Annotated in this window: 14 protein-coding genes; 8 read left to right on the forward strand and 6 right to left on the reverse strand. The window is 71.6% G+C overall.

Annotation, left to right across the window (positions count from 1 at the left end; genetic code table 11):
- Positions 1–38: 38 nt before the first annotated feature.
- Positions 39–1,553 (forward strand): MocR-like pyridoxine biosynthesis transcription factor PdxR, encoded by a 1,515-nt coding sequence (gene pdxR / locus BM070_RS04010; RefSeq protein ID WP_092937823.1) that lies wholly within the window; start codon positions 39–41, stop codon positions 1,551–1,553.
- Positions 1,554–1,613: 60 nt separating this feature from the next.
- Here pdxR and BM070_RS04015 read toward each other — a convergent pair whose 3' ends face one another.
- The 6 genes from BM070_RS04015 to ubiM form a co-directional block, all read right to left on the reverse strand.
- Positions 1,614–3,536 (reverse strand): B12-binding domain-containing radical SAM protein, encoded by a 1,923-nt coding sequence (locus tag BM070_RS04015; protein WP_175518412.1) that lies wholly within the window; start codon positions 3,534–3,536, stop codon positions 1,614–1,616.
- A gap of 109 nt (positions 3,537–3,645) precedes the next feature.
- The gene (locus tag BM070_RS04020; RefSeq protein ID WP_092937825.1) at positions 3,646–4,701 is read right to left on the reverse strand and encodes a sensor domain-containing protein; all 1,056 of its coding nucleotides are present in this window, start codon (positions 4,699–4,701) and stop codon (positions 3,646–3,648) included.
- 8 nt (positions 4,702–4,709) lie between these two features.
- Complete coding sequence (locus BM070_RS04025) at positions 4,710–5,054, reverse strand: hypothetical protein (protein ID WP_092937827.1); 345 nt, start codon at positions 5,052–5,054, stop codon at positions 4,710–4,712.
- Between the two features lie 269 nt (positions 5,055–5,323).
- The gene (locus BM070_RS04030; protein ID WP_092937829.1) at positions 5,324–6,652 is read right to left on the reverse strand and encodes an ABC transporter ATP-binding protein; all 1,329 of its coding nucleotides are present in this window, start codon (positions 6,650–6,652) and stop codon (positions 5,324–5,326) included.
- A gap of 75 nt (positions 6,653–6,727) precedes the next feature.
- Complete coding sequence (locus BM070_RS04035; protein WP_092937831.1) at positions 6,728–8,464, reverse strand: ABC transporter permease; 1,737 nt, start codon at positions 8,462–8,464, stop codon at positions 6,728–6,730.
- Positions 8,465–8,667: 203 nt separating this feature from the next.
- Entirely contained in the window at positions 8,668–9,942 is a 1,275-nt protein-coding gene (gene ubiM, locus BM070_RS04040) for a 5-demethoxyubiquinol-8 5-hydroxylase UbiM (protein ID WP_092937833.1), read from the reverse strand.
- A gap of 193 nt (positions 9,943–10,135) precedes the next feature.
- On the opposite strand from ubiM, the gene BM070_RS04045 reads away from it, so the two are divergent.
- The 7 genes from BM070_RS04045 (at position 10,136) to minE (ending at position 21,434) form a co-directional block, all read left to right on the forward strand.
- The gene (locus BM070_RS04045; RefSeq protein WP_092937835.1) at positions 10,136–10,372 is read left to right on the forward strand and encodes a DUF6139 family protein; all 237 of its coding nucleotides are present in this window, start codon (positions 10,136–10,138) and stop codon (positions 10,370–10,372) included.
- A 150-nt stretch (positions 10,373–10,522) separates the two neighbouring features.
- The gene (locus BM070_RS04050) at positions 10,523–12,592 is read left to right on the forward strand and encodes an acetoacetate--CoA ligase (protein WP_092937837.1); all 2,070 of its coding nucleotides are present in this window, start codon (positions 10,523–10,525) and stop codon (positions 12,590–12,592) included.
- Positions 12,593–12,670: 78 nt separating this feature from the next.
- Positions 12,671–18,154, forward strand: a complete 5,484-nt coding sequence (locus BM070_RS04055) for a diguanylate cyclase (RefSeq protein ID WP_092937838.1) — start codon at positions 12,671–12,673, stop codon at positions 18,152–18,154.
- A 177-nt stretch (positions 18,155–18,331) separates the two neighbouring features.
- Complete coding sequence (gene pssA / locus BM070_RS04060; RefSeq protein WP_092937841.1) at positions 18,332–18,955, forward strand: CDP-diacylglycerol--serine O-phosphatidyltransferase; 624 nt, start codon at positions 18,332–18,334, stop codon at positions 18,953–18,955.
- A gap of 563 nt (positions 18,956–19,518) precedes the next feature.
- On the forward strand, positions 19,519–20,262 hold the full coding sequence (gene minC / locus BM070_RS04070; protein ID WP_092937845.1) for a septum site-determining protein MinC: 744 nt from the start codon (positions 19,519–19,521) through the stop codon (positions 20,260–20,262).
- Between the two features lie 83 nt (positions 20,263–20,345).
- Positions 20,346–21,161 (forward strand): septum site-determining protein MinD, encoded by an 816-nt coding sequence (gene minD, locus BM070_RS04075; RefSeq protein WP_092937847.1) that lies wholly within the window; start codon positions 20,346–20,348, stop codon positions 21,159–21,161.
- Between the two features lie 3 nt (positions 21,162–21,164).
- Positions 21,165–21,434, forward strand: coding sequence for a cell division topological specificity factor MinE (gene minE / locus BM070_RS04080; RefSeq protein ID WP_092937849.1), 270 nt, complete (start codon positions 21,165–21,167; stop codon positions 21,432–21,434).
- Positions 21,435–21,438 lie beyond the last annotated feature (4 nt).

A 21,438-nucleotide genomic window follows, 5' to 3' on the forward strand; every position in this document is an offset into this window, starting at 1 on the left:
TCTTCCATTTCGATGGAACCACTTTCTACGGGTAAGCCATGTATTCCATCCTGTCGGATTGGCTTGCGGAAAACCTCGATACGAGCGCCGAAGAGCCGGCCTACCGGCAGCTCTACCGGCTGCTGCAGCAGGCGATCCTGTCGGGGCGGCTGGCCGCGGGCACGCAGCTGCCCTCGTCCCGCGCGCTGAGCGCGGACCTCTCCATCGCGCGCAACACGGTGATCCAGGTCTATGAGCAGCTGCTGGCCGAAGGCTATGTGGAGACGCAAAGCGGCAGCGGCACCTATGTGGCCGATACCCAGCCCGACCGCGTGGAAACGGGCCCCGAGGCCACGCCGCGCCGCGCGGTGCGCGACCGCCACCGGCTGTCCGCACGCGGCAAGCGCACCATCGAGCTGAGCGGTGTCTCGAAGCTGCAGTGGGGCGCCTTCATGCCCGGCGTGCCCGACGTGACCGAGTTCCCCCTCAAGTCATGGAACCGCCTGCAGAGCCGCATCTGGCGCAAGCCCCAGCCTGAGCTGATGACCTATGCGCCCGGCGGCGGCTACCGGCCCCTGCGCCGCGCCCTGGCCGACTACCTGCGGGTGGCGCGCCTGGCCAACTGCCAGCCTGAGCAGATCATCATCACCACGGGCATCCACCAGTCGGTGGACCTGGCCGTGCGCCTGCTGTGCGACGTGGGCGACCATGTCTGGATCGAGGAGCCCTGCTACTGGGGGCTGCGCGGCATCCTGCAGTCGTCGGGGCTCAAGCTGACCCCGATCCCGGTGGATGCCGAGGGCATTCGCCCCGAGGCCCGGCACCTGGCGCGCCCGCCCCGGCTCATCATCTGCACGCCATCGCACCAGTACCCGCTGGGCATGGTGATGAGCCTGGCGCGGCGGCGCATGCTGCTGGAGTACGCCCGCCAGCACAACTGCTGGATCATCGAGGACGACTACGACAGCGAATTCCGCTTCGGCATCCGCCCGCTGGCGTCGCTGCAGGGCCTGGACACCAACGGCCAGGTGATCTATCTCAGCAGCTTCAGCAAGACGCTTTTCCCGGGCATGCGCGTGGGCTACATGGCGGTGCCCGCGCCGCTGGCGGATCTCTTCTCCCAAGGGCTGGCCGAGCTGTACCGCGAAGGCCAGCTGATGCAGCAGGCGGTGCTGGCCGAGTTCATCGACGAGGGCTATCTCTCCTCGCACATCCGCCGCATGCGCGGCGTGTATGCCGAACGGCGCAGCCTGCTGATCGCGGCCATCCACCGCCGCTTCGGCCAGGCGCTGCCGGTGATGGGCGACGAAGCCGGCCTGCACCTGGTGCTGGGGCTGCCCCATCTGCGCGACGACTGGGCGGTGTGCCGCGCGGCCATGGAGCGCGGCATCGTCGCCCGCCCCTTGAGCGCCTATTACAGCCTGGCCCGGTCGGCGCAGGCCGGGCTGCTGCTGGGCTACGGCTGCGTGCCCGACGAGCGCATCGGCCCGGCCTTCGATCTGCTGGCCGATGCGGTGGAAACGGTGGGCGCCGTGGCGTCGCCGGGGCCTTCGCCGCGCAGGAAGCGGAGCTAGAGCGGCGCGGGGCGGCCGGGCGCCGCCGCCGCGCGCCGCGCCGTGCCGTGCCCTGCCGGGTCAGCCGCGGGCGGCCAGCGCTTTCTCGATCCGGCGCCGGTTCACCGTCGTCTTCGGCACGTGGAAGGGGAACCAGGCGCGCACGTCCTCCTCCAGCCCGATGCCGTGCATGTAGTTGTAGATGGCCTTCTTCAGGCCCGTGCCCAGCGCGTCGTGGTCCACCCCCGTCGGGTCGATGAAGGCCACGTCGTTCCTGGCGAAGCCGCCGGGCGGCAGCGGGGCGAGGGTGACGCCGTATTCCGCCGGGTTCTGCCCCACCGGCGAATGCACGGTGCAGGCGAAGCGGTGGAAGAAGCCGCTCTGGATGCAGCCGTTGGCGAAGAGCTGGCGCACGTATTCGAGCGCGTCCACCGTGTCCTGCACGGTCTGCGTGGGAAAGCCGTACATCAGGTAGGCATGCACCAGGATGCCCGCGTCGCTGAAGGCGCGGGTCACGCGGGCCACCTGGTCCACCGAGACGCCTTTCTTCATGAGCGCCAGCAGCCGGTCCGAGGCCACTTCCAGCCCGCCAGAGATGGCGATGCAGCCCGAATCGGCCAGCAGCTCGGCCAGTTCGGGCGTGAAGGTCTTCTCGAAGCGCACGTTGCCCCACCAGCTGATGCCCGCGTTGCGCTCGATGAGTTCGGTGGCCAGGGCCTTGAGCGCCTTCGGCGGCGCGGCCTCATCGACGAAGTGGAAGCCCGTCTGCCCCGTCTCGGCGACGATCGCCTCGATGCGGTCGGCCAGCACCTGGGCGCTGGCGCCCTCGTAGCGGCCGATGTAGTCCAGGCCCACGTCGCAGAAGCTGCACTTCTTCCAGTAGCAGCCGTGCGCCACGGTGAGCTTGTTCCAGCGCCCGTCGCTCCAGAGGCGGTGCATGGGGTTGAGCATGTCCAGCAGCGAGAGGTAGCGGTCCAGCGGCAGGCCGTCCCAGGTGGGCGTGCCGACCTCGGCGAAGGCCACGTCGGCTTCCATCATGTTGACGTACTGCACGGCGCCGTCGCCACCCTCCCCATCGTTGCGCACGAAGGTGCGCACCAGGCGCTGGCGGCCGCGGCGGCCTTCCAGGTGTTCCAGCAGGGCCAGCAGCGGGCGCTCGCCGGCGTCGAGCGTGACGTAGTCGAAGAAGTCGAACACGCGCGCGTCGGACAGCTCGCGCAGCTCGGTGTTCACGAAGCCGCCGCCCAGCACGGTGGCGATGTGCGGGTGCCGCGCCTTGATGGCCTGGGCGATGCGGAAGGCCGCATAGACCGAGCCGGGGAACGGCACCGAGAGCAGCACCACCGTGGGCCGGTGGCGCTCGATGGCCTCGTGCGTGAGCTGCGCGAGCAGGTCGTCCACCAGCGTGTGCGCGGCGGCCAGGGCATCGGCCAGCGGGTCGAAGGTGGGCTGGCTGCCGGCGAGGGATTCGGCGTAGCGCACGAACTCGAAGCGCTCGTCCACCGCGTCGCGCAGCACGTCGGCCAGGTCGTTCAGGTAGAGCGTGGCCACGTGCTTGGCCTTGTCGTGCAGGCCCAGGGCGCCGAAGGCCCAGCCCAGCGGGTCGCCGCCTTCGTCGTCCACATAGACGTCGAGCGTGGAAAAGCGCGGGCCCTCGGGCAGGTAGTGGCGGCCCGCGATGCGATGCGCCAGCGTGCTGTCGCGCCCCTGCAGGAAGGCGATGGCCGGGCCGATGGTGGCGAGATAGCGGTCCTGCTGCGCCGCGAAGGACTGCACGGCGGGGCTGCGCTGGCGCTCGGGCAGGGCCTGCACGCGCTCGGCCACGGCCTTGAGCCCTTCGGGCGAGAGCAGGCGCAGCACCAGGGCCAGCGCCAGGTCTTCCTGGAAGGCCGAGACGCCGCGCGAGCGCAAAAAGCCCGTGAGGTAGGCGGTGGACGGGTAGGGCGTGTTCAGCTGCGTCATCGGCGGGATGACGGCCAGCACGCGGCAGGCGGAATCGGACATGGACGGCGTGGGGGAGGGCAAGGCGCGATTATCCCGGCCAGGGCCTGCCCGCGCCGGGCCGGGGGCATGGCCGGCCGCGGCAGGCCGGACGCGCTCCCGGGGAAATCCGTCAGTCCCGGGGCCGTGCGGCGGGCTGGCCCGCGCACTGGCGGGCCAGGCGCCGCGCCATCTTGTGCTGGTACATGGCCTCGTCGGCCAGGCGCAGCACGGCGTCGGCCTGGTGCACCGTCTCGGGGTGCAGGCTGAGGGTGCCCACGCTGGCGCCGGCATAGTCGAGCGAGGCGCCGGCCAGGTCGAAGTGGCCGCGCGTCGCATCGGCCAGGCGCCGTGCCCAGGATTCCGGTGCGGGCGTGCTGGCCGCGCCGCTTTCCAGCGCCGGGCCCAGGCCGATGGCGACGAATTCGTCGCCGCCCAGCCGCGCGACGAAGTCCTCGGCACGCAGCGCGCCGCGCAGCCGCTCGGCGATGGCGGTCAGCAGCTGGTCTCCGACCTCGTGGCCGTAGTTGTCGTTGACGAACTTGAAGCCGTCCAGGTCCAGGAAGGTGACGTACACCTCCAGCTGCCGGCGCTGGCCCTGCTCCAGCATGCGCTGCAGCGCGCTCATCAGCGCGCGGCGGTTGGGCAGTCCGGTGAGCGGGTCGGTGCCGGCGAAGGATGCCAGGCGCTGGTTGGTTTCGAGCAGCTGCTGGATGAGCTGCTCGCGCTCCATCTGCCGGCCGATGAGGCTGGCGAACAGGATCAGCACGCGTTCGGACTGCGGCGCCTGCGGCAGGGACTGCGTATCGACGGCGCACAGGGTGCCGAACAGCTGGCCGTCGCTGTTGCGCACCGGCACGCTGGTGTAGGTCTGGATGCCCAGCTGGTGCATGCCTTCCATGTCGGGCCAGCGCGTGGGAATGTCGTTGGCGAAGCGCAGGTTTTCCTTCATCGCGCGCCGGCAGGGCGAATCGGCCCAGGCCAGGGAAACGCCTTCGTGCAGATGCAGGCTGCCCGTGTTGTGGACGTGCACGACCTGCTGCATGCCCTGGGCCTCGTCCACGGTGGTGAGGAAGGTGGATTCGAGACCCGTCACCGCCTGGAGCATCTCCAGCAGCGGCCTGGTGAGCTCTTCCACGTTCTGGGCGGTGGAGACGGACAGCGACAACTGCTCGAAGAGCTGATTCATGCGGGAAATTATCCGAGGCAAAGCATCGTGTTTCGCGATGCGGATGCGTCAAGTTGATGGGAATGGCTTGGTGTTTTCCCGTGCATGCACGGGGCGGCGGTCGGGCTCTCGTCCGCGGCGCGCACCTGGGCCGCCTGCGCCAGGTGGTCCAGGCGCTGCCCGGCCTCCCCGGCGATGCTGCCTGGCGATTCGCCGGCCTGGGCGATGCGGTGCGGGCTGACCTGCGCGAAGTCCTGCTGCGCCTGCTGGCGTACGTTCCCGACGCCCGCCAGCGCGGGCAGCACGGCGGCCAGCAGCAGAACGGCGCCGGCCAGCGCACGGAACTGAAGCGCGAGCGAATTCAGGAGCTTCACGGGGTCTTTCCGGTGCGAAGTGCGGGGGCAGATCGCATGGGAGGGGGCCGAAGCCGCTCGGGCGTGTTCCTGCGCCCGAGAATGAGCCGGCGACCCTTCCGCTATTTGCTGCCACCTATGTAACAAGAGGTTGCGATAGGTTAGCAGAAGCACGGCAGCCCGTAACGAATTTTCCCCGCCGCCATGCGGCTGTGGCTTGCCGCCGACGCGCGGTCCGGCCGGTCAGGCCAGCGACCCCGTGGCGCCGCCCCGGCGGCTGCGGCCGCGCGTCAGTCCTGCGCCGCGTCGCCGCCCGGCAGGCGCAGCCGGCCGGTGAGGTAGTCGTACTCGAACACCTCGCCGTGGCGGGCCCAGGTGATGGCGGTGCGCAGCACGGTCTCGGCCTCGATCTCGCCCAGCTGCTCGCTCAGCAGGCGCACGAAGGGCGCCTCGGGCAGCTCGCCCGTGGCTTCCTGCTCCAGGCTGTGGCGGATGTGGGCGATCAGCGGCACATGGGCGATCAGCTGCTGGCCGAACAGCTCCTGGCGCAGCGCGTGGGCGCCATCGACGTAGCGGCGGCCCAGCGCCGTGATCTGCAGGTCGCCTTGGGCGAGGGCGGCCAGGCCCAGCTGCGATAGCGCGGTGGCGGTGGGCAGCAGCTCGTCGTCGGCCAGGCCCGCTTCCTCGGCCAGCTGGGGCAGGTCGGCGCGGCCGTCGAAGGGCGGATCGGCCAGCATTTCGAGCAGGTCGTCCATGCGGGCCACGTCGGCTTCGGGCAGGCGGTGGGTGGCGGGGCTGGCCGCGGCGTCGGGCGCTGCGGCTCCGGCCGTGCCGGCGGCGCTGGCCGGGCGGTGCGAGCCGGCGGTCATCAGCGCATAGACCTCGTCGATGAGGGCGCGCACTTCGGCGCCGTCCGCATCGCGCGGGCGCTGCAGCTGGATGGCCATCTGGCTGCGGATGCGGCCCGGGTCGCTGGCGAAGATCAGCACGCGGTCGGCCATCATCACGGCCTCTTCGATGTTGTGCGAGACGACCAGCATGGCCTTGGTGGGCATGCTGCCGCTGCGCCAGAGCTGCAGGATGTCCTCGCGCAGGCGCTCTCCCGTGAGCACGTCGAGCGCGGAGAAGGCCTCGTCCATCAGCAGCACGTCGGGCTGGGTGACCAGGGCGCGGGCGATGCCCACGCGCTGGCGCATGCCGCCCGAGAGTTCGCGCGGCAGCGCGCCCTCGAAGCCCGCCAGGCCGATGAGGTCGATGGCCGCCTCGGCCCGCGTGGCGCGTTCGGCCTGCGGCACGCCGCGCGCTTCCAGGCCCAGTTCCACGTTCTGCTGCACCGTGAGCCACGGAAAGAGCGCGAACGACTGGAACACCATGCTGATCGCGCGCGCCGGCCCGTGCAGGGGCTGGCCGCGGTAGCGCACCTCGCCCTCGTCGGCGGCGATCAGGCCGGCCATGATGCGCAGCAGCGTGCTTTTGCCGGAGCCGGACTGGCCCAGCAGGGCGACGATCTCGCCTTCGCGCAGCGTGAAATCGACCTTCTGCAGCACGGGGCGCTCGCGGCCGTCGGAAGAGCGGAAGGTCTTGCCCACGCCGTGGAGTTCGATGATGGATTGCGTCATGGCGGAAACGGCTCCGGGTCGGTTCGAGTCTGTTCTTGTCTTGGGGGCGGGCCGCCTTCAGTGGGCGGCGACGGATCAGAAATGCATGCGGTCTTCGGCCAGGCGGTAGAGGCGGCGCCAGAGGAAGTGGTTCAGCCCCATCACGAAGACGACCATGGCGCCGATGCCCAGCGCGATGCGCGGGAAGTCGCCGGAGGCGGTCATCTGCGCGATGTAGCTGCCCAGCCCCTGGGCCTGCAGCGTGGTGTCGCCCCAGGTCACGTATTCGGCCACGATGCTGGCGTTCCACGAGCCGCCGCTGGCGGTGATGGCGCCGGTCACGAAGCTGGGGAACACGGCGGGCAGCAGGTAGCGCTTCCACTTGAGCCAGCCGGAGAGGCCCAGGTTCTGCGCGGCCAGGCGCAGCTCGTTGGGGATGCTCGATGCGCCCGCGATCACGTTGAAGAGGATGTACCACTGCGTGCCCAGGATCATCAGCGGCGAGAGCCACACGTCCGGGTTGAGCTTCCAGTGCACCACCAGCATCACCGCCACCGGGAAGAACAGGTTGGCCGGGAAGGCGGCCAGGAACTGCGCCACCGCCTGCAGCCGCCCCGCCCAGCGCGGGTTCATGCCGATCCACACGCCGATGGGCACCCACACCAGGGCCGCCAGCGCGATCAGCACCATCACGCGCACCAGCGTGTAGCCGCCCAGTGTGAAGACGTGGACCACCTCGTGCCAGCCCACCTCGGTGTGGACGAACTGCACCAGCCGGGCGACGGCGAACAGCACGCCGGCGGCCATCACCGCGTCCCACACCCGCTCGGCGCGGGCCGACGGGGCGGCCGGGCGCGCGCGGATGGAGGTGCCGTCGTGGCTGCGCTTGAACAGCGTCAGCGTGCGGCCCAGCTGCCGCTGGCACCAGCCGGCCATGCTCTGCGTGGCCGGGGCGCGGCGCAGCCAGTCCAGCAGCCAGGAGCGCGGGGCGGCGTCGGCGCTGCCTTCCTCGAAGCGGAACTTGTCGGCCCAGGCCACCAGCGGGCGGAAGAGCAGCTGGTCATACAGCAGGATGGCCACCAGCATGCAGGCGATGGCCCAGCCGATGGCGGGCAGGTCGCGCGCCTCGATGGCCATGGCGATGTACGAGCCCACGCCGGGCAGCTTGATGTCCTGGTGCGAGACGGAGATCGCCTCCGACGCCACCACGAAGAACCAGCCGCCGGACATGGACATCATCATGTTCCAGAGCAGCCCGGGCATGGCGAAGGGCAGCTCCAGCCGCCAGAAGCGCTGCCAGCCCGAGAGCTGGAACACGCGCGCGGCCTCCTGCAGCTCGGCCGGCACGGTGCGCAGCGACTGGTAGAGGCTGAAGGCCATGTTCCAGGCCTGCGAGGTGAAGATGGCGAAGATGGCCGCGCATTCCACGCCCAGCAGGCTGCCCGGAAAGAGCGCGATGAAGCCCGTCACCGTGATGGAGAGGAACCCCAGGATGGGAATGGACTGCAGGATGTCCAGAAGCGGCACCAGCACCCGCTCGGCCAGCCGGTACTTGGCCGCCAGCACCGCGAACACGCAGGCGAAGACCAGCGAGGCGCCCAGCGCGATGAACATGCGCAGCGTGGTGCGCAGCAGGTAATAGGGCAGCTGCCACGGGTCCAGCGACAGCGGCAGCGCATCGCCCATGTGGAAGGGCTGGGCCATCTGGGCCGCGCCGTAGGCCAGCAGCACGATGGCGGCCAGCACCAGGGGCAGCAGCGCCCAGTCCCAGCGATTGGGGGGAGCGTCCACGATCTGGCGGGGGAGGAACTCGCGGCGCTGGGGCTGGGTCATGGCGGGGGGCCGGCAACAGGAACGGACGGGCCGGCTGCCCCAAAGCAAAGCGGGCGGCCGGCGGCAAAGGGCGCAAGGGTAATCCCGGAATTTGTCCGTTGTGTGTACGCGGCGCCCAAAGATCGGCGTTCTTTCGCCGCACGGCCCCATTTCGACGGGGCGCGGCGCCCCTTCGCCCCCTTTTTGCCCCCCGCCGAGCCCGTTCAGCCGGCGGCGGCGGTGCGGCCCGTGAGCTGGCCGGCGATGGCCGCCTGCAGCGGCGGCAGCCGGCGCGCGCCCTCCAGCACCCAGCGGCGCAGCAGCCGGGGCAGGGGCCGGGCGTCGGCATAGAGCCGCACGATGGCGTTGGTGCCCTGGTAGATGGGCAGCGCCCGGCGGTGGTGCGCGCTGGCATAGCGCGCCAGCACGCCGGCCGCGCCGATGTCTTCGCCCCTCCGGCGGGCCTCGGCCAGGGTGTGGGCCAGGGTCTCGACCCCCGCCAGCCCCAGGTTGTAGCCGTGGGCCGTCACCGGGTGCATGCCCACGGCGGCATCGCCCAGCAGCGCGCAGCGCGTGCCGGCGAAGCGCTGGGCATAGACGGCGACCAGCGGGTAGGCGTGCCGCTCGCCCACCAGGCGCATCGCGCCCAGGCGGTGGCCGAACTGGGCCTGCACCTCGGCCGCGAAGGCCTGCGCATCCAGCGCCATCAGCGCGGCGGCCTCGGCCGCGCCGGCGGTGACCACCACCGAGCACTGCGGCGCGCCATCCGCCGGGTCGTCCGGCAGCGGCAGCACGGCCAGGGTGCGCGCATAGCCGAAGCATTCGTGCGCCACGCCGCCGTGGGGCGCGGCATGGCGCATGCGGCAGACGATGACGCTGCGGCCGAAGTCGGTCATCTGCGCGGCGATGCCCAGCTGCCGCCGGGCGCTGGAAAAGCGGCTGTCGGCGGCCACCACCAGCGGCGCCGTCAGCCGCGTGGCCGGCGTGCCGGGGGCGCTGCCGGCGCGGGTGAAGTCCACCTCGGCCTGCGTGGGCAGCGCCGCCACCCGGTCCACCTGCGCGCCGCAGACCAGGGTGACGCCCGGCGTGGCCCGCGCGGCCTGCCAGGCGCTGCGGCGCAGCGCGTGGTTGGGCACGATCCAGCCCAGGTGGCCGGCGCCGCTGCCGGCGGCCGGCGCCACTTCCAGCGGAGCATGCCGGCCCAGCGGCCCGTCGTGCACCTGCGCCCGGGCGATGCGGCCGATCTCGTGCGCGGCCAGCCGCTGCCAGCTGCCCAGGCGGCGCAGCAGATCGCCGCTGGGGTGGGTCAGGGCGATCTCGCGGCCGTCGGGGGCCGGGTCCGCCAGGGCGGCCTCGTCCTGCCGCTCGACCACCGTGGCGCGCAGCCCTGCCTGGCCCAGCGCCGCCGCCAGCGAGAGGCCGGCCGGGCCGGCGCCGACGATGAGCACGTCAGCGTCGGCATCGTGGCCGTGGGGGCGGGGCAGGGCGGGTGCGGGCATGGGGCGGCTCCAGGGCGTTGCAGGCGGCGGGCGGGGCGGCCATTGTGGGCCGGGCGGCGGCCGGCGGGCTTGCCCTGGCGCAAGGAGCAGGAAGGTGGCGCGGGTATCGGCCGGGCCGCTACGTATTCCTACGCCGCCGGGCGGGCGCAGCGGCTAGAGTGGGTGTCCTTTCAACCCGACCCAGGAACCGACCATGCGCGTGGACATCTATCGCCGATCAGAAGCCGAGGGCAAATATTCCCATCTGGTGGTGCCCGAAGGACGCACCATCCCCCAGGAAGCCACCAACACCGACTGGGAGAGCGAGCTGACCGGGCAGGAATTGGACGAGACCGCCGCGCACTGGGACGACTTCGGCATTCCCGAGCCCGGCCGCCAGCTGCGCGAGAAGGGCTACGCCATCACCAGCGTGCGCGAGCAGACCGATTGACTGACTGACTGTTCATTGGTGGACTGATACAGGCGGGGGCGCCTGTCAATCCGGGGACCTTCCCCGGATGACGCCCCCGGCGGTGCGCGCTACGCTGCGCCGATGGAGACAACAAGCACCGCCCTCGCAACCCCGGCGGCCGGCACGCAGATGCCCGGACCGCCGCCCTTCATCCCCCAGATCCGCCTCTACCAGGACTGGCTGCGCCGCGAGCGCGGTCTGGCCTTCGACGGCTACGACGCGCTCTGGCGCTGGTCCATCACCGACCTGGACGCCTTCTGGCAGAGCGTGTGGGACTATTTCGAGGTCGAGTCGCCCACGCCGCACAGCGCGGTGCTGGCGCGCAATGCCATGCCGGGGGCCGAATGGTTTCCCGGCGCGCAGGTCAACTACGCGCGGCAGGCGCTGCGGCATGTGGAGGCCGCCCATGCCGCCGGCCAGCCGGCCATCATCAGCCGCAACGAAAAGGGCCTGCACCGCGAGCTGGGCTGGCCCGAGCTGCGCCGGCAGGTCGCCTCGCTGGCCCTGCACCTGCAGCGCCAGGGCGTGGGCCCGGGCGACCGGGTGGCCGCCTATTTGCCCAACATCCCCGAGGCCATGGTCGCGCTGCTGGCCACCGTGAGCCTGGGCGCCGTCTGGAGCGTGTGCGCGCCCGACATGGGCACGGCCGCCGTGCTGGACCGCTTCCGCCAGATCGAGCCGAAGGCGCTGATCGCGGTGGACGGCGTGACCTACGGCGGGCGCGACCTGGACCGCACCGGCGTGCTGGCCGAGCTGCGCGCGCAGCTGCCTTCTCTCAAGCACGTGGTGCTGGTGAACAACCTGGATGCTTCTAAAAAGATAGCGGACTGCACAGACTACGCAAGCGCCAGCGGCCAAAACGATGCCGAAGTCGCGGCCTTCGAGCCGCGCTGGGTGCCGTTCGACCATCCGCTCTGGATCGTCTATTCCAGCGGCACCACCGGCCTGCCCAAGCCCATCGTCCATGGCCACGGCGGCATGCTGCTGGTGGCGCTGCAGCTGAAAAGCCTGCACAACGACATCGGCTGCAGCTACGCGCCCAACTCCTTCGGCGAGCGCTACCACTGGTACAGCTCCACCGGCTGGGTGATGTGGAACGCCCAGGCCAGCGGGCTGCTCTCGGGCACCACCTGCGTGATCTACGACGGCAACCCGGGCGGCACCCGGGAGCGGCCCGACTGGGGCACGCTCTGGCGCTTCGCGGCCGAGACCGGCGTGAGCTTCTTCGGCGCGGGCGCCGCCTTCTACGCCAACTGCATGAAGGCCGGCGTCGATCTGGCCGCCTGCGGCGACCTCTCCCGCATCCGCGCGCTCGGCACCACCGGCTCGCCGCTCTCGCCCGAGGTGCAGGAGTGGGGGACGCAGCAGTTCCAGCGCCTGGGCACCGCTGATATCTGGTGGGACAACATCTCGGGCGGCACCGACTTCTGCGGCGCCTTCATCGGCGGCCACCGCGAACTCCCCCAGGTGCCCGGCGAGATGCAGTGCCGCATGCTCGGCGCCGCCGTCGAATCCTGGGACGCCCAGGGCCAGCCGGTGGTGGACGCGGTGGGCGAGCTGGTCTGCACCCAGCCCATCCCGTCCATGCCGCTCTATCTCTGGGGCGATGCGGACGGCAAGCGCTACCTGGCCAGCTACTTCGACATGTACCCGCCCGGCCACGGCCGCCGCCCGGGCGGTGGCGACGGGCCCGCCGCCATGGGCCCGGTCTGGCGGCACGGCGACTGGATCAAGGTCACGCCCACCGGCAGCTGCATCATCTACGGCCGCAGCGACGCCACCATCAACCGCCACGGCCTGCGCATGGGCACCAGCGAGATCTACAGCGCGGTCGAGGGGCTGCCCGAGGTGCTCGACAGCCTGGTGGTCGATCTGGAATACCTGGGCCGGCCCAGCTACATGCCGCTCTTCGTGGCGCTGCGGCCCGGGGCGGAGCTGGACGAGGCCCTGCGCCAGCGCATCGCCGGGGCGATCCGCGCGGCGCTCTCGCCGCGCTTCGTGCCCGACGACATCCTGGCCGTGCCCGAGGTGCCCCGCACCCTGACCGGCAAGAAGCAGGAGCTGCCCGTCAAGAAGCTGCTGCTGGGCCAGCCGGCGGAGAAGGTGGTCAACCGCGATGCCATGGCCAACCCGGGCAGCCTGGACTGGTTCGTGGCCTTCGCGGCAGCGCGCGCCGGCACGGGGGCTTCGGCCGGCTGAGGCCTTGGGCGGGCACTCGCGGGAGACGCGCGCACGGGCCGAAGCGCCGAACTATGATCGCGCTCCCCGCCTCGCTCCATGCAAAAACCGCCTTTTCCCGCCGCTGACGAGCCCGGCACCGTGGCCGTCCCCGACTTCGCCCGCCCCGGGCGGTCCTTTGCCGGCTATACGGTGGAAACCAGCCTGTACGAGGGCGACCGTTCCGTCGTGCTGCGCTGCCGGGGCCCCGGCGGGGTGCCGTCGGTGGTCAAGCTGCTGCGCTGCGCGCGGCTGGGGCCGGGCGAGGTCGCCCGGTTCCGGCTGGAGTACGAGCTCTCGCGCCGGGTGCCGCACGAGCGGGTAGTCAGCGCCACCGCGCTCGGCAGCCACGACGGCGTGCTGTTCATCGCCATGCCCGACGACGGCGCCATTTCCCTGCGCGAATGGCTGCGCTCCGGCGGGCCGCTCGATCCGGCCCAGGCGATCGACGTCGCCCTGGCGGTGGTGGACGCGCTGGACGCCATCCACGAACGCAACATCGTCCACAAGGACGTGGCCCCCGGCAACATCATCGTGCGCCCGGGCAGCGACCTCATCAAGCTGATCGACTTCGGCATCGCGGCCAGCGTCTCGGTGGAGCGCACCCAGGCGGTGAGCCTGCGCGACCTCGAAGGCACCCTGGCCTCCATGGCGCCCGAGCAGACCGGCCGCATGAACCGCGACGTGGACTACCGCGCCGACTTCTACGCCCTGGGCGCCACGCTCTACGAACTGCTGGCGGGCACGCCCCCCTTCGGCGCGCTGGACGACCCCCTGCGCGCCCTGCACGCCCACCTGGCGCTGCTGCCGCCGCCCCTGCAGGCCGCCTGCCCGCAGGCGCCCGCGGCGCTCTGCGCGCTGGTCGAGCGCCTGCTGGCCAAGGAGCCCGAGGCGCGCTACCAGAGCCACCACGTGCTGCGGCGCGACCTGCAGCGCATCCGCGCCCGGCTGGGCGACGCGGACCCGCTGCAGCCGCTGGTGCTGGCCGAGGGCGATCTTTCCGAGCGCTTCCAGGTCGCCACCCGGCTCTACGGGCGCGCCGCCGAAGTGCAGCAGCTGCTGCAGTCTTGCGAAGAGGCCGCCGGCGGCGCCGCGCGCGTGCTGGTGCTGGCCGGCGCCCCCGGCGTGGGCAAGACCGCGCTGGTGCAGGAAGTGCAGCGCAGCCTGCTGGCGCGCCAGGGCCACATGGCCAGCGGCAAGTTCAACCAGTTCGGCCAGCCCGCGCCCTGTGCGGCCTTCGTGCAGGCGCTGGCGCAGCGCATCCGCCAGGTGCTGGCGCTGCCACCGGCCGAACGCCAGGTCTGGGCCGAGCGGCTGCGGGCGCTCCTGGGCGTGAACGCGGCGCTGGCGCAGGCGGCGCTGCCCGAACTCGTCGCCCTGCTGGGGCCGGCCGCGCCCGACGGCCACGCGCTGGGCCCCGCCGAGGCCGAGAACCGCTTCATCCGCACCATGCAGCTGTGCCTGGCGGGGCTGTGCAGCGCCCAGGCGCCGCTGCTGGTGTTCGTGGACGACCTGCAGTGGAGCGACCGCCTCTCGCGCCGGCTGCTGCGCGAGATGGTGCTCGACGAAGGCCTCCAGCACCTGCTGGTGATCGGCGCCTACCGCGAGGACGAGGTGGCCGAGGGCCACCCGCTGCTGCAGGACCTGGCCATGCTGGTGGACACCGGCCATGGCCGCTACCGCGCGCTGCGGCTGGAGCCATTGCTCCCGCAGGACGTGGTGCAGTGGCTGGCCGACACGCTGCACCGGCCCACGTCCGAGCTGCAGGCGCTGGCCCGGCTGTGCCACGCCAAGACCGGCGGCAACCCCTTCTTCCTCGGCCGCTTCCTGCAGGACCTGCACCAGCACGGCCTCATCTGGCTGGACCGGGCCGAGCCGCGCTGGCGCTGGGATGCGGACCGCATCCGCCAGGAACGCGTGGCCGACAACGTGGTGGCGCTGATGCTGGAGCAGCTGCGCCGCCTGCCGCCCGAGACCTGCAACGTGCTCACCACCGCCGCCTGCCTGGGCAGCCGCTTCGACGCCCACCTGCTGGGCGTTGCCTGCGCGCGCCCCACGGCCAGCGTGGTGCGCGCCCTGCACCCGGCGCTGGAAGCCGGCCTGGTCGTGCCGCGCGATGCCCGCTACAAGTGGCTGCCGGTGCTGGACGCGCACGAGGGCCAGGGCGTGCAGGCCGAATTCGCCTTCGCCCACGACCGCGTGCAGGAGGCTGCCTATCTGCTCTCCAGCGCCGAGGCGCGCCCCGCGCTGCACCTGCACATCGGCCGCCTGCTGTGCGCCGCACGGCCGGGCGAGCTGCCGGACTTCGCCGTCATCAACCATCTCAACCAGGGCCAGGCGCTGGTGGCCGATGCGGCCGAGCGCGCCCAGCTGGCGGGCTACAACGCCCATGCCAGCCGGCAGGCCTGCGCCTCCGCCTCGTTCGATCTGGCGGCGCACTACGCCGCGCAGGCCGTCGCCCTGTACGGCGCGCAGGGCTGGGCGGCGGACGCCGCGGGCCTGCTGGACCTGCACGTGCATGCCGCGCGCATGGCCGCTCTTTCGGGCGACACGGCCGGCATGGACGCGCTGATCGACGCCGCGCTGCCGCACGCCGCCTCCGCCATGGACCGCGCCCGCCTGCTGGACGTGCGCATCGAATCCTTCTACGCCCTGGGCCGGCTCGACGACACGCTGGAGCTGGGCCTGTCCGTGCTGCGCCTGCTGGGGGCGGCCCCGCCCGAGGCCGCATCGCCCGCCGACACGGTGCAGCTGGTGACCGAGGTGCGCGCCGAGATCGAGGCCCTGGGCTTCGACGCCCTGGCCGCCCGCCCGGTGATGACCGACGCGCTCTGCCTGCAGCAGCTGGCCGTGGTCGCCAAGATGACCGCCGCCGCCTACATCGCCCGGCCCGCGCTGCTGCCGCTGCTGACCGTGCTGCAGGTGCGCTGGATGGTGGCCTACGGCCACGCGCCGGTGGCCCTGTCGGCCTATTCGGTCATGGGCCTGATGGTGGCCGAATTCCTGCAGGACCACATCTTCGGCTACCGGCTCGGCCGCCTGTCGATGGACCTGGTGGAGCGCCACGGCTGGCGCCACGTCCACGCCCATGCCGGCTTCTCGTTCAACGCCTTCCTGCGGCACTGGATCGAAGGCATCGCCAGCGGCCTGCCGGGCCTCATGGCCGTGCACCGCAACGGGCTGGAAACCGGCAACCTGCGCCACGCGGGCCTGGGCCTCTATGTGCATGGCTACCACGCGCTGCTGGCCGGCATGCCGCTGGCCGAGCTGCAGGCCCAGCTCGAAGCCGACGCCGCCACGCTGCGCCGCATCCGCCAGCCCGTGGCGCACGACTACCTGAGCGCCCTGCTGGCCGTGGTGCGCGCGCTGCGCCGCCCGGCGTTCGAGCCCGAGCCGCTGGAGCAGCCCGCCGCGGGCTTCTCGGCGCGCGCGCTGCTGCAGACCTATTCCGCGCGGGCCGACCAGACCGGCGCCATGTTCCTGCACGCCTGGCAGTGCATGCTGCACGCGCTGGCCGGCCGCGCCGACGAGGCCGTGGCCGAGGGCGATGCCGCGCAGGCCCTGTTTTCGGCCGGGCGCGGCATGGCCATGGTGCCGTTCTGCGTGTTCTTCTCGGCCCTGTCTGCGCCGCAGAGCCGCCGCGGCGATGCCGCCGCGCGCTGCAAGGCGGCGCTGCACCGGCTGGAGCTGTGGGCGCATACCTGCTCCGACGTGCGTCCGCTGGCGCACCTGCTGCGCGCGCGCATGGCGGTCGCCGGCATCGGGCTGCCCGGCCCGCCGATCGATGCCGAGGCCGAGATCGCCGCCGCCCGGCAGGCCGCCGAGGCGCTGGACAACCTCTTCATCCAGGGCCTGGTGCACTGGGCGAGCCCGCTGTGCCGGCCGGCCGATGCGGCGGTATCGGCACCGGCGCTGGCCGAACGTGCCCAGACGCGGGCGCTCTTCCTGCGCTGGGGCGCGGCGTCGCTCGCGGGCGCTCCGGTGCCCGCGAGCCTGCCGCTGGCGCCTGGCGCCGCTGCCGTGCCCGCCGCTGCTGCAGTTGCTGCCGCCGCCACCCTGCCGGCCACGCCGGGCCACAGCCTCGACCTGGCCACGCTCATGAAGGCCGCCCAGGCGGTGACGGCCGAGATCGCGCTCGATGCGCTGCTGGCGCGCCTGCTGCAGGTGCTGCGCGAGAGCGCAGGCGCCGGCCGGGCCGCCGTGGTGCTGCGCGACGGCGCGGGCGCCTGGTCGCTGCAGGCCGACAGCGCCGCTGACGCCGCCGTGAAGGCCGGCGCGGGCGACGCCAGCGTGCCGCTCGAAGAGGCCGGCGACCGGCTGCCGCTGGAGGTGCTGCGCACGGTGCTGAACCTGGGCAGCCCGGTGCTCATCCCCGACCTGGCCCAGGCGCACGTGTGGCGCCGGCTCACGTATTTCTCGAACCGCCCGGTGCGTTCGGCGCTCTGCATGCCGCTGGTGCGCCAGGGCAGCACCGTGGGCGCGCTCTATCTGGAAAACGACGCCACGGCCGGCGTCTTCTCGCAGGCGCGCCTGCAGTTCCTCGAACTGCTCTCGGGCAACGTGGTCAACGCCATCGACAACGCCCGGCTCTACGCCCAGTGGCGGGGCCTGGCGCAGACGCTGGAGCAGCGCGTGGCCGAGCGCACGCGGGCGCTGGCCGAGAGCGAATCGCGGCTGCTGTCCATCCTGAACCACGCGCCGCTGCCCATGACGGTGACGCGCATCGCCGACAACGCCTTCGTCTATGCCAACGACCGCGCCCAGCTGCTGTCGGGCATGTCGCAGTCCGAGCTGCTGGGCCGCTCCCCGCGCAGCATCTACCGCAACCCGGCCGACCGCGACCGGCTCTTCGCCCTGTTCCAGCGCGACGGCAGGGTGAACGACTACGAGGTCCGCCTGGTGGCCGCAGGCGGGCGCGACATCTGGGCGCTGATCTCCATCGTGCCCATCGCCTACGACGGCGAGCCCTGCGCGCTGGCCACCGTGGTGGATATCACCGGCCGCAAGGCCATGGAAGACGCGCTGCGCATCGCCGCCACCACCGACGCGCTGACCGGCACGGCCAGCCGCAGCCACTTCATGGCCCGGGCCGAGGCCGCGCTGGCCCAGGCGTGCAGCGCGCCGGCGGGCGGCCAGGAGTCGCGCCTGTCGATGCTGATGCTCGACGTGGACGACTTCAAGCAAGTGAACGACCTCCACGGCCACGCCGCCGGCGACGCCGTGCTGCGCGCCGTGACCGATGCCTGCGCCCGCCGCATCCGCGCCTGCGACCTGCTGGGCCGGCTGGGCGGCGAGGAGTTCGGCGTGCTGCTGCCCGCCACCGGCTTCCATGACGCGCTGGCCCTGGCCGAGCAGCTGCGCGCGCGCATCGCCGCCATCGAGGCCGCGCTGCCCGGCGGCGGCGCGGTGCGCGTCACGGCCAGCCTGGGCGTGAGCGCGCTGCAGCCCGGCGACACGCTCGACAGCCTGCTGGCCCGCGCCGACGCCGGGCTCTACCAGGCCAAGCGCGAAGGCCGCAACCGGGTGGGCTGCCTCCCCGGCTGAGCCTGTGCCCGGGCGTTCGCCCGTAGGACTCGCCTGACGGGAGCTGCCATGGGCCCGTTCCATAATGGTCCGCTGGCGGGCCGCCTGGCCGTCGCCGCCCATCCGGCCGATCGCCTGCCTGCCCGCCCGCCTTTCTCTGTCTGTCTGTCTTCCTGCTTCCTCCGAGGACCCGTTTCCATGAATGCACCCGCCCCCAAGCGCTTTTCGATGATCCGCGAGTTCCATCTCGCGGACTGGTTCACGCTGGGCAATGCCGTGTGCGGCGTGGGCGCGCTGTTCTCGTCCATGACCTACCTGGCCGCGGGCGAGGTGCGGCACATCCATTTCGCGGCCGCGCTGGTGCTGGCTGCGCTCATCTTCGACGTGCTCGACGGCCGCATCGCGCGCTGGCGGCAGAAATCCTCGGCCATGGGGCGCGAGCTGGATTCGTTGGCCGACGTGATCTCCTTCGGCGTGGCGCCGGCCATCATCGCCTACGCCTGCGGCATGCAGGGGCTGTACGACCGCATCGTGCTGGCCTACTTCGTGGCCTGCGGCGTCTCGCGCCTGGCGCGCTACAACGTCACGGCCGAAACGCTCTCCGAGGGCTCCGGCAAGGTCAAGTACTTCGAGGGCACGCCCATTCCCACCTCCATCGTGCTGGTGGGCCTCATGTCGCTGGCCGCCGCCATGGGCGCGGTGGGCGAGCAGCTCTGGTTCGGCCGCGTGCTGCTGGGCGGCTTCACGCTGCACCCGCTGGTGCTGCTGTTCGCGCTGTCGGGCTCGCTGATGATCAGCCGCATCCGCATTCCCAAGCTCTGAGATCGCTGCGCCGCCCCCGGGGCTGAGAACGTGTTTACGATCTCCCAGGGGTCACGCAGCTACGTCGGCGGGATGGGATGCAAGGCGCGGTGCGCAGTGGATAGCACAGCTATCCACAAGCGCCGCAACGCCGCAGACCGCCCGCCGACGTAGCTGCCCTTCGGGTTGGAGCGAAATCGGGCGATTGGACGCCCCGGCTGCTTGCATGGGCATGAGCCCATGCGGCGCATCCGAAGCATCCACTCATCCCGATTGCGCTCCAACGCGATCCCCTGCGAGATCGTAAACACGTTCTGAGGGGCTGGTGCTTCTCTTTCGATAGCTGCCTGCGCAGGCTGGAAAAGGGCTGAAAGCCATTTTGACGGGTATTGGTGTGCCGGGTGCGCCGTACGCGCTCCGGTGTGGCCCGGCGAGGGCGTGACACGATCTGACGCAACTCTGCGCGGTCCGCCCACGGTACACTTGCCCGCTTTCCCGTGCGCGCGCGTGCCGTGCGCCGGGTCCGGGGTTCGCCCCTTCCTGTTCTTCGTTGCGCAGCGTTCCCTCCTCGCACCTCCTGCTCCATGGCCGTCGAAACGGCGGGCGCTGCCCGCACCAGCTTTGAACTCAAGAGCGCCCAGCTGCCCGTGGTGGCGGTGGCGCTCAAGACCACCGATGCCGCCGTGCTCGCTGCCGACCTGGCCGCGCGCCTGGCCGACGATCCCGGCTTCTTCGACAACGACCCGGTGCTGATCGACCTGGCCGCCGTGCGCGACGCCGAGGAGCCCGTCGATTTCGCCGCCCTGAGCGCCTCCCTGCGCGCACTGCACACCCAGCCCGTGGCGGTGCGCGGCGGCAGCCCGGCGCAGATGGAGGCCGCGCTCGCCGCCGGCCTGGTGGCCGCGCCCGAGGCGCCCCCGGCCCGCCCCGCCGCGCCCGCGCCGGTGCGCGAGGTGATCCGCGAGGTCGTGCGCGAAGTCGAGGTGCCGGTCGCCGGCCCCACCACGGTGGTGCTGGACAAGCCCCTGCGCTCCGGCCAGCAGGTCTATGCCCGGGGGGGCGACCTGGTGGTGATGGCCGTGGTGAGCTTCGGCGCCGAGGTCATCGCCGACGGCAACATCCACATTTACGCGCCCATGCGCGGCCGGGCCATCGCCGGCGCGCGCGGCAACACCGGCGCCCGCATTTTCAGCACCTGCCTGGAGCCGCAGCTGCTCTCCATCGCAGGCATCTACCGCACCACCGAAACCGAGCTGCCCGACAACGTGCGCGGCAAGCCGGCGCAGGTGCGGCTCGATGGCGAGAAGCTGCTCATCGAGCCGCTCTGACGCCGCCGCGCCCGCCTTCTTCGGTCCATCCGCCACATCATTTCAGGTCCACCGCGATCATCATTTCAGGGAATCAGCACAACATGGCCAAAATCGTCGTCGTCACCTCCGGCAAGGGGGGCGTGGGCAAGACCACCACCAGTGCCAGCTTCGCATCGGGCCTTGCTCTGCGCGGCCACAAGACCGCCGTGATCGACTTCGACGTCGGCCTGCGCAACCTCGACCTCATCATGGGCTGCGAGCGCCGCGTGGTCTATGACCTCATCAACGTGATCCATGGCGAGGCCAACCTGAACCAGGCCCTCATCAAGGACAAGCAGTGCGACAACCTGTTCGTGCTGGCCGCCAGCCAGACGCGCGACAAGGACGCGCTCACGCAGGAAGGCGTCGAGAAGGTGCTGAAAGACCTGGCCGCGATGGACTTCGAATACATCGTCTGCGACTCGCCTGCCGGCATCGAGAGCGGCGCGCTCATGGCCATGCACTTCGCCGACGAGGCGCTGCTGGTGACCAACCCGGAAGTCTCCTCGGTGCGCGACTCCGACCGCATCCTGGGCATGCTGGGCAGCAAGACCAAGCGCGCCATCGAAGGCGGCGAGCCCATCAAGGAACACCTGCTCATCACGCGCTACAATCCCGGCCGCGTGCAGGACGGGCAGATGCTGAGCCTGGAGGACATCCAGGACATCCTGCGCATCGATCTCATCGGCGTGGTGCCCGAGTCCGAGAGCGTGCTCACCGCTTCCAACCAGGGCACGCCCGCCATCCATCTGCAGGGCACCGACGTGTCCGAGGCCTACAAGGACGTGGTGGCGCGCTTCCTGGGCGAAGACAAGCCGATGCGTTTCGTCGAGGCAGAGAAGCCCGGCTTCTTCAAGCGCATCTTCGGCGGGAGGTAGTCCATGGCTTCGTTCCTCTCTTTCCTGCTCGGCGAAAAGAAGAAGACCGCCAGCGTCGCCAAGGAGCGGTTGCAGATCATCCTGGCGCACGAGCGCAACGGCCGCAATGCCTCCGAGCCCGACTACCTGCCCGCGCTGCAGCGCGAACTCGTGGCCGTGATCTCCAAGTACGTGAAGATCAGCCCCGACGACCTGAAGGTGCAGCTCGAGCGCCAGGACAACCTGGAAGTGCTCGAAGTCAAGATCGAGCTGCCCGACACCGCCGCCAAGTAAAAGA

Origin of the sequence: Paracidovorax wautersii (assembly GCF_900113035.1) — a bacterium.
Lineage (GTDB): Bacteria > Pseudomonadota > Gammaproteobacteria > Burkholderiales > Burkholderiaceae_C > Paracidovorax > Paracidovorax wautersii.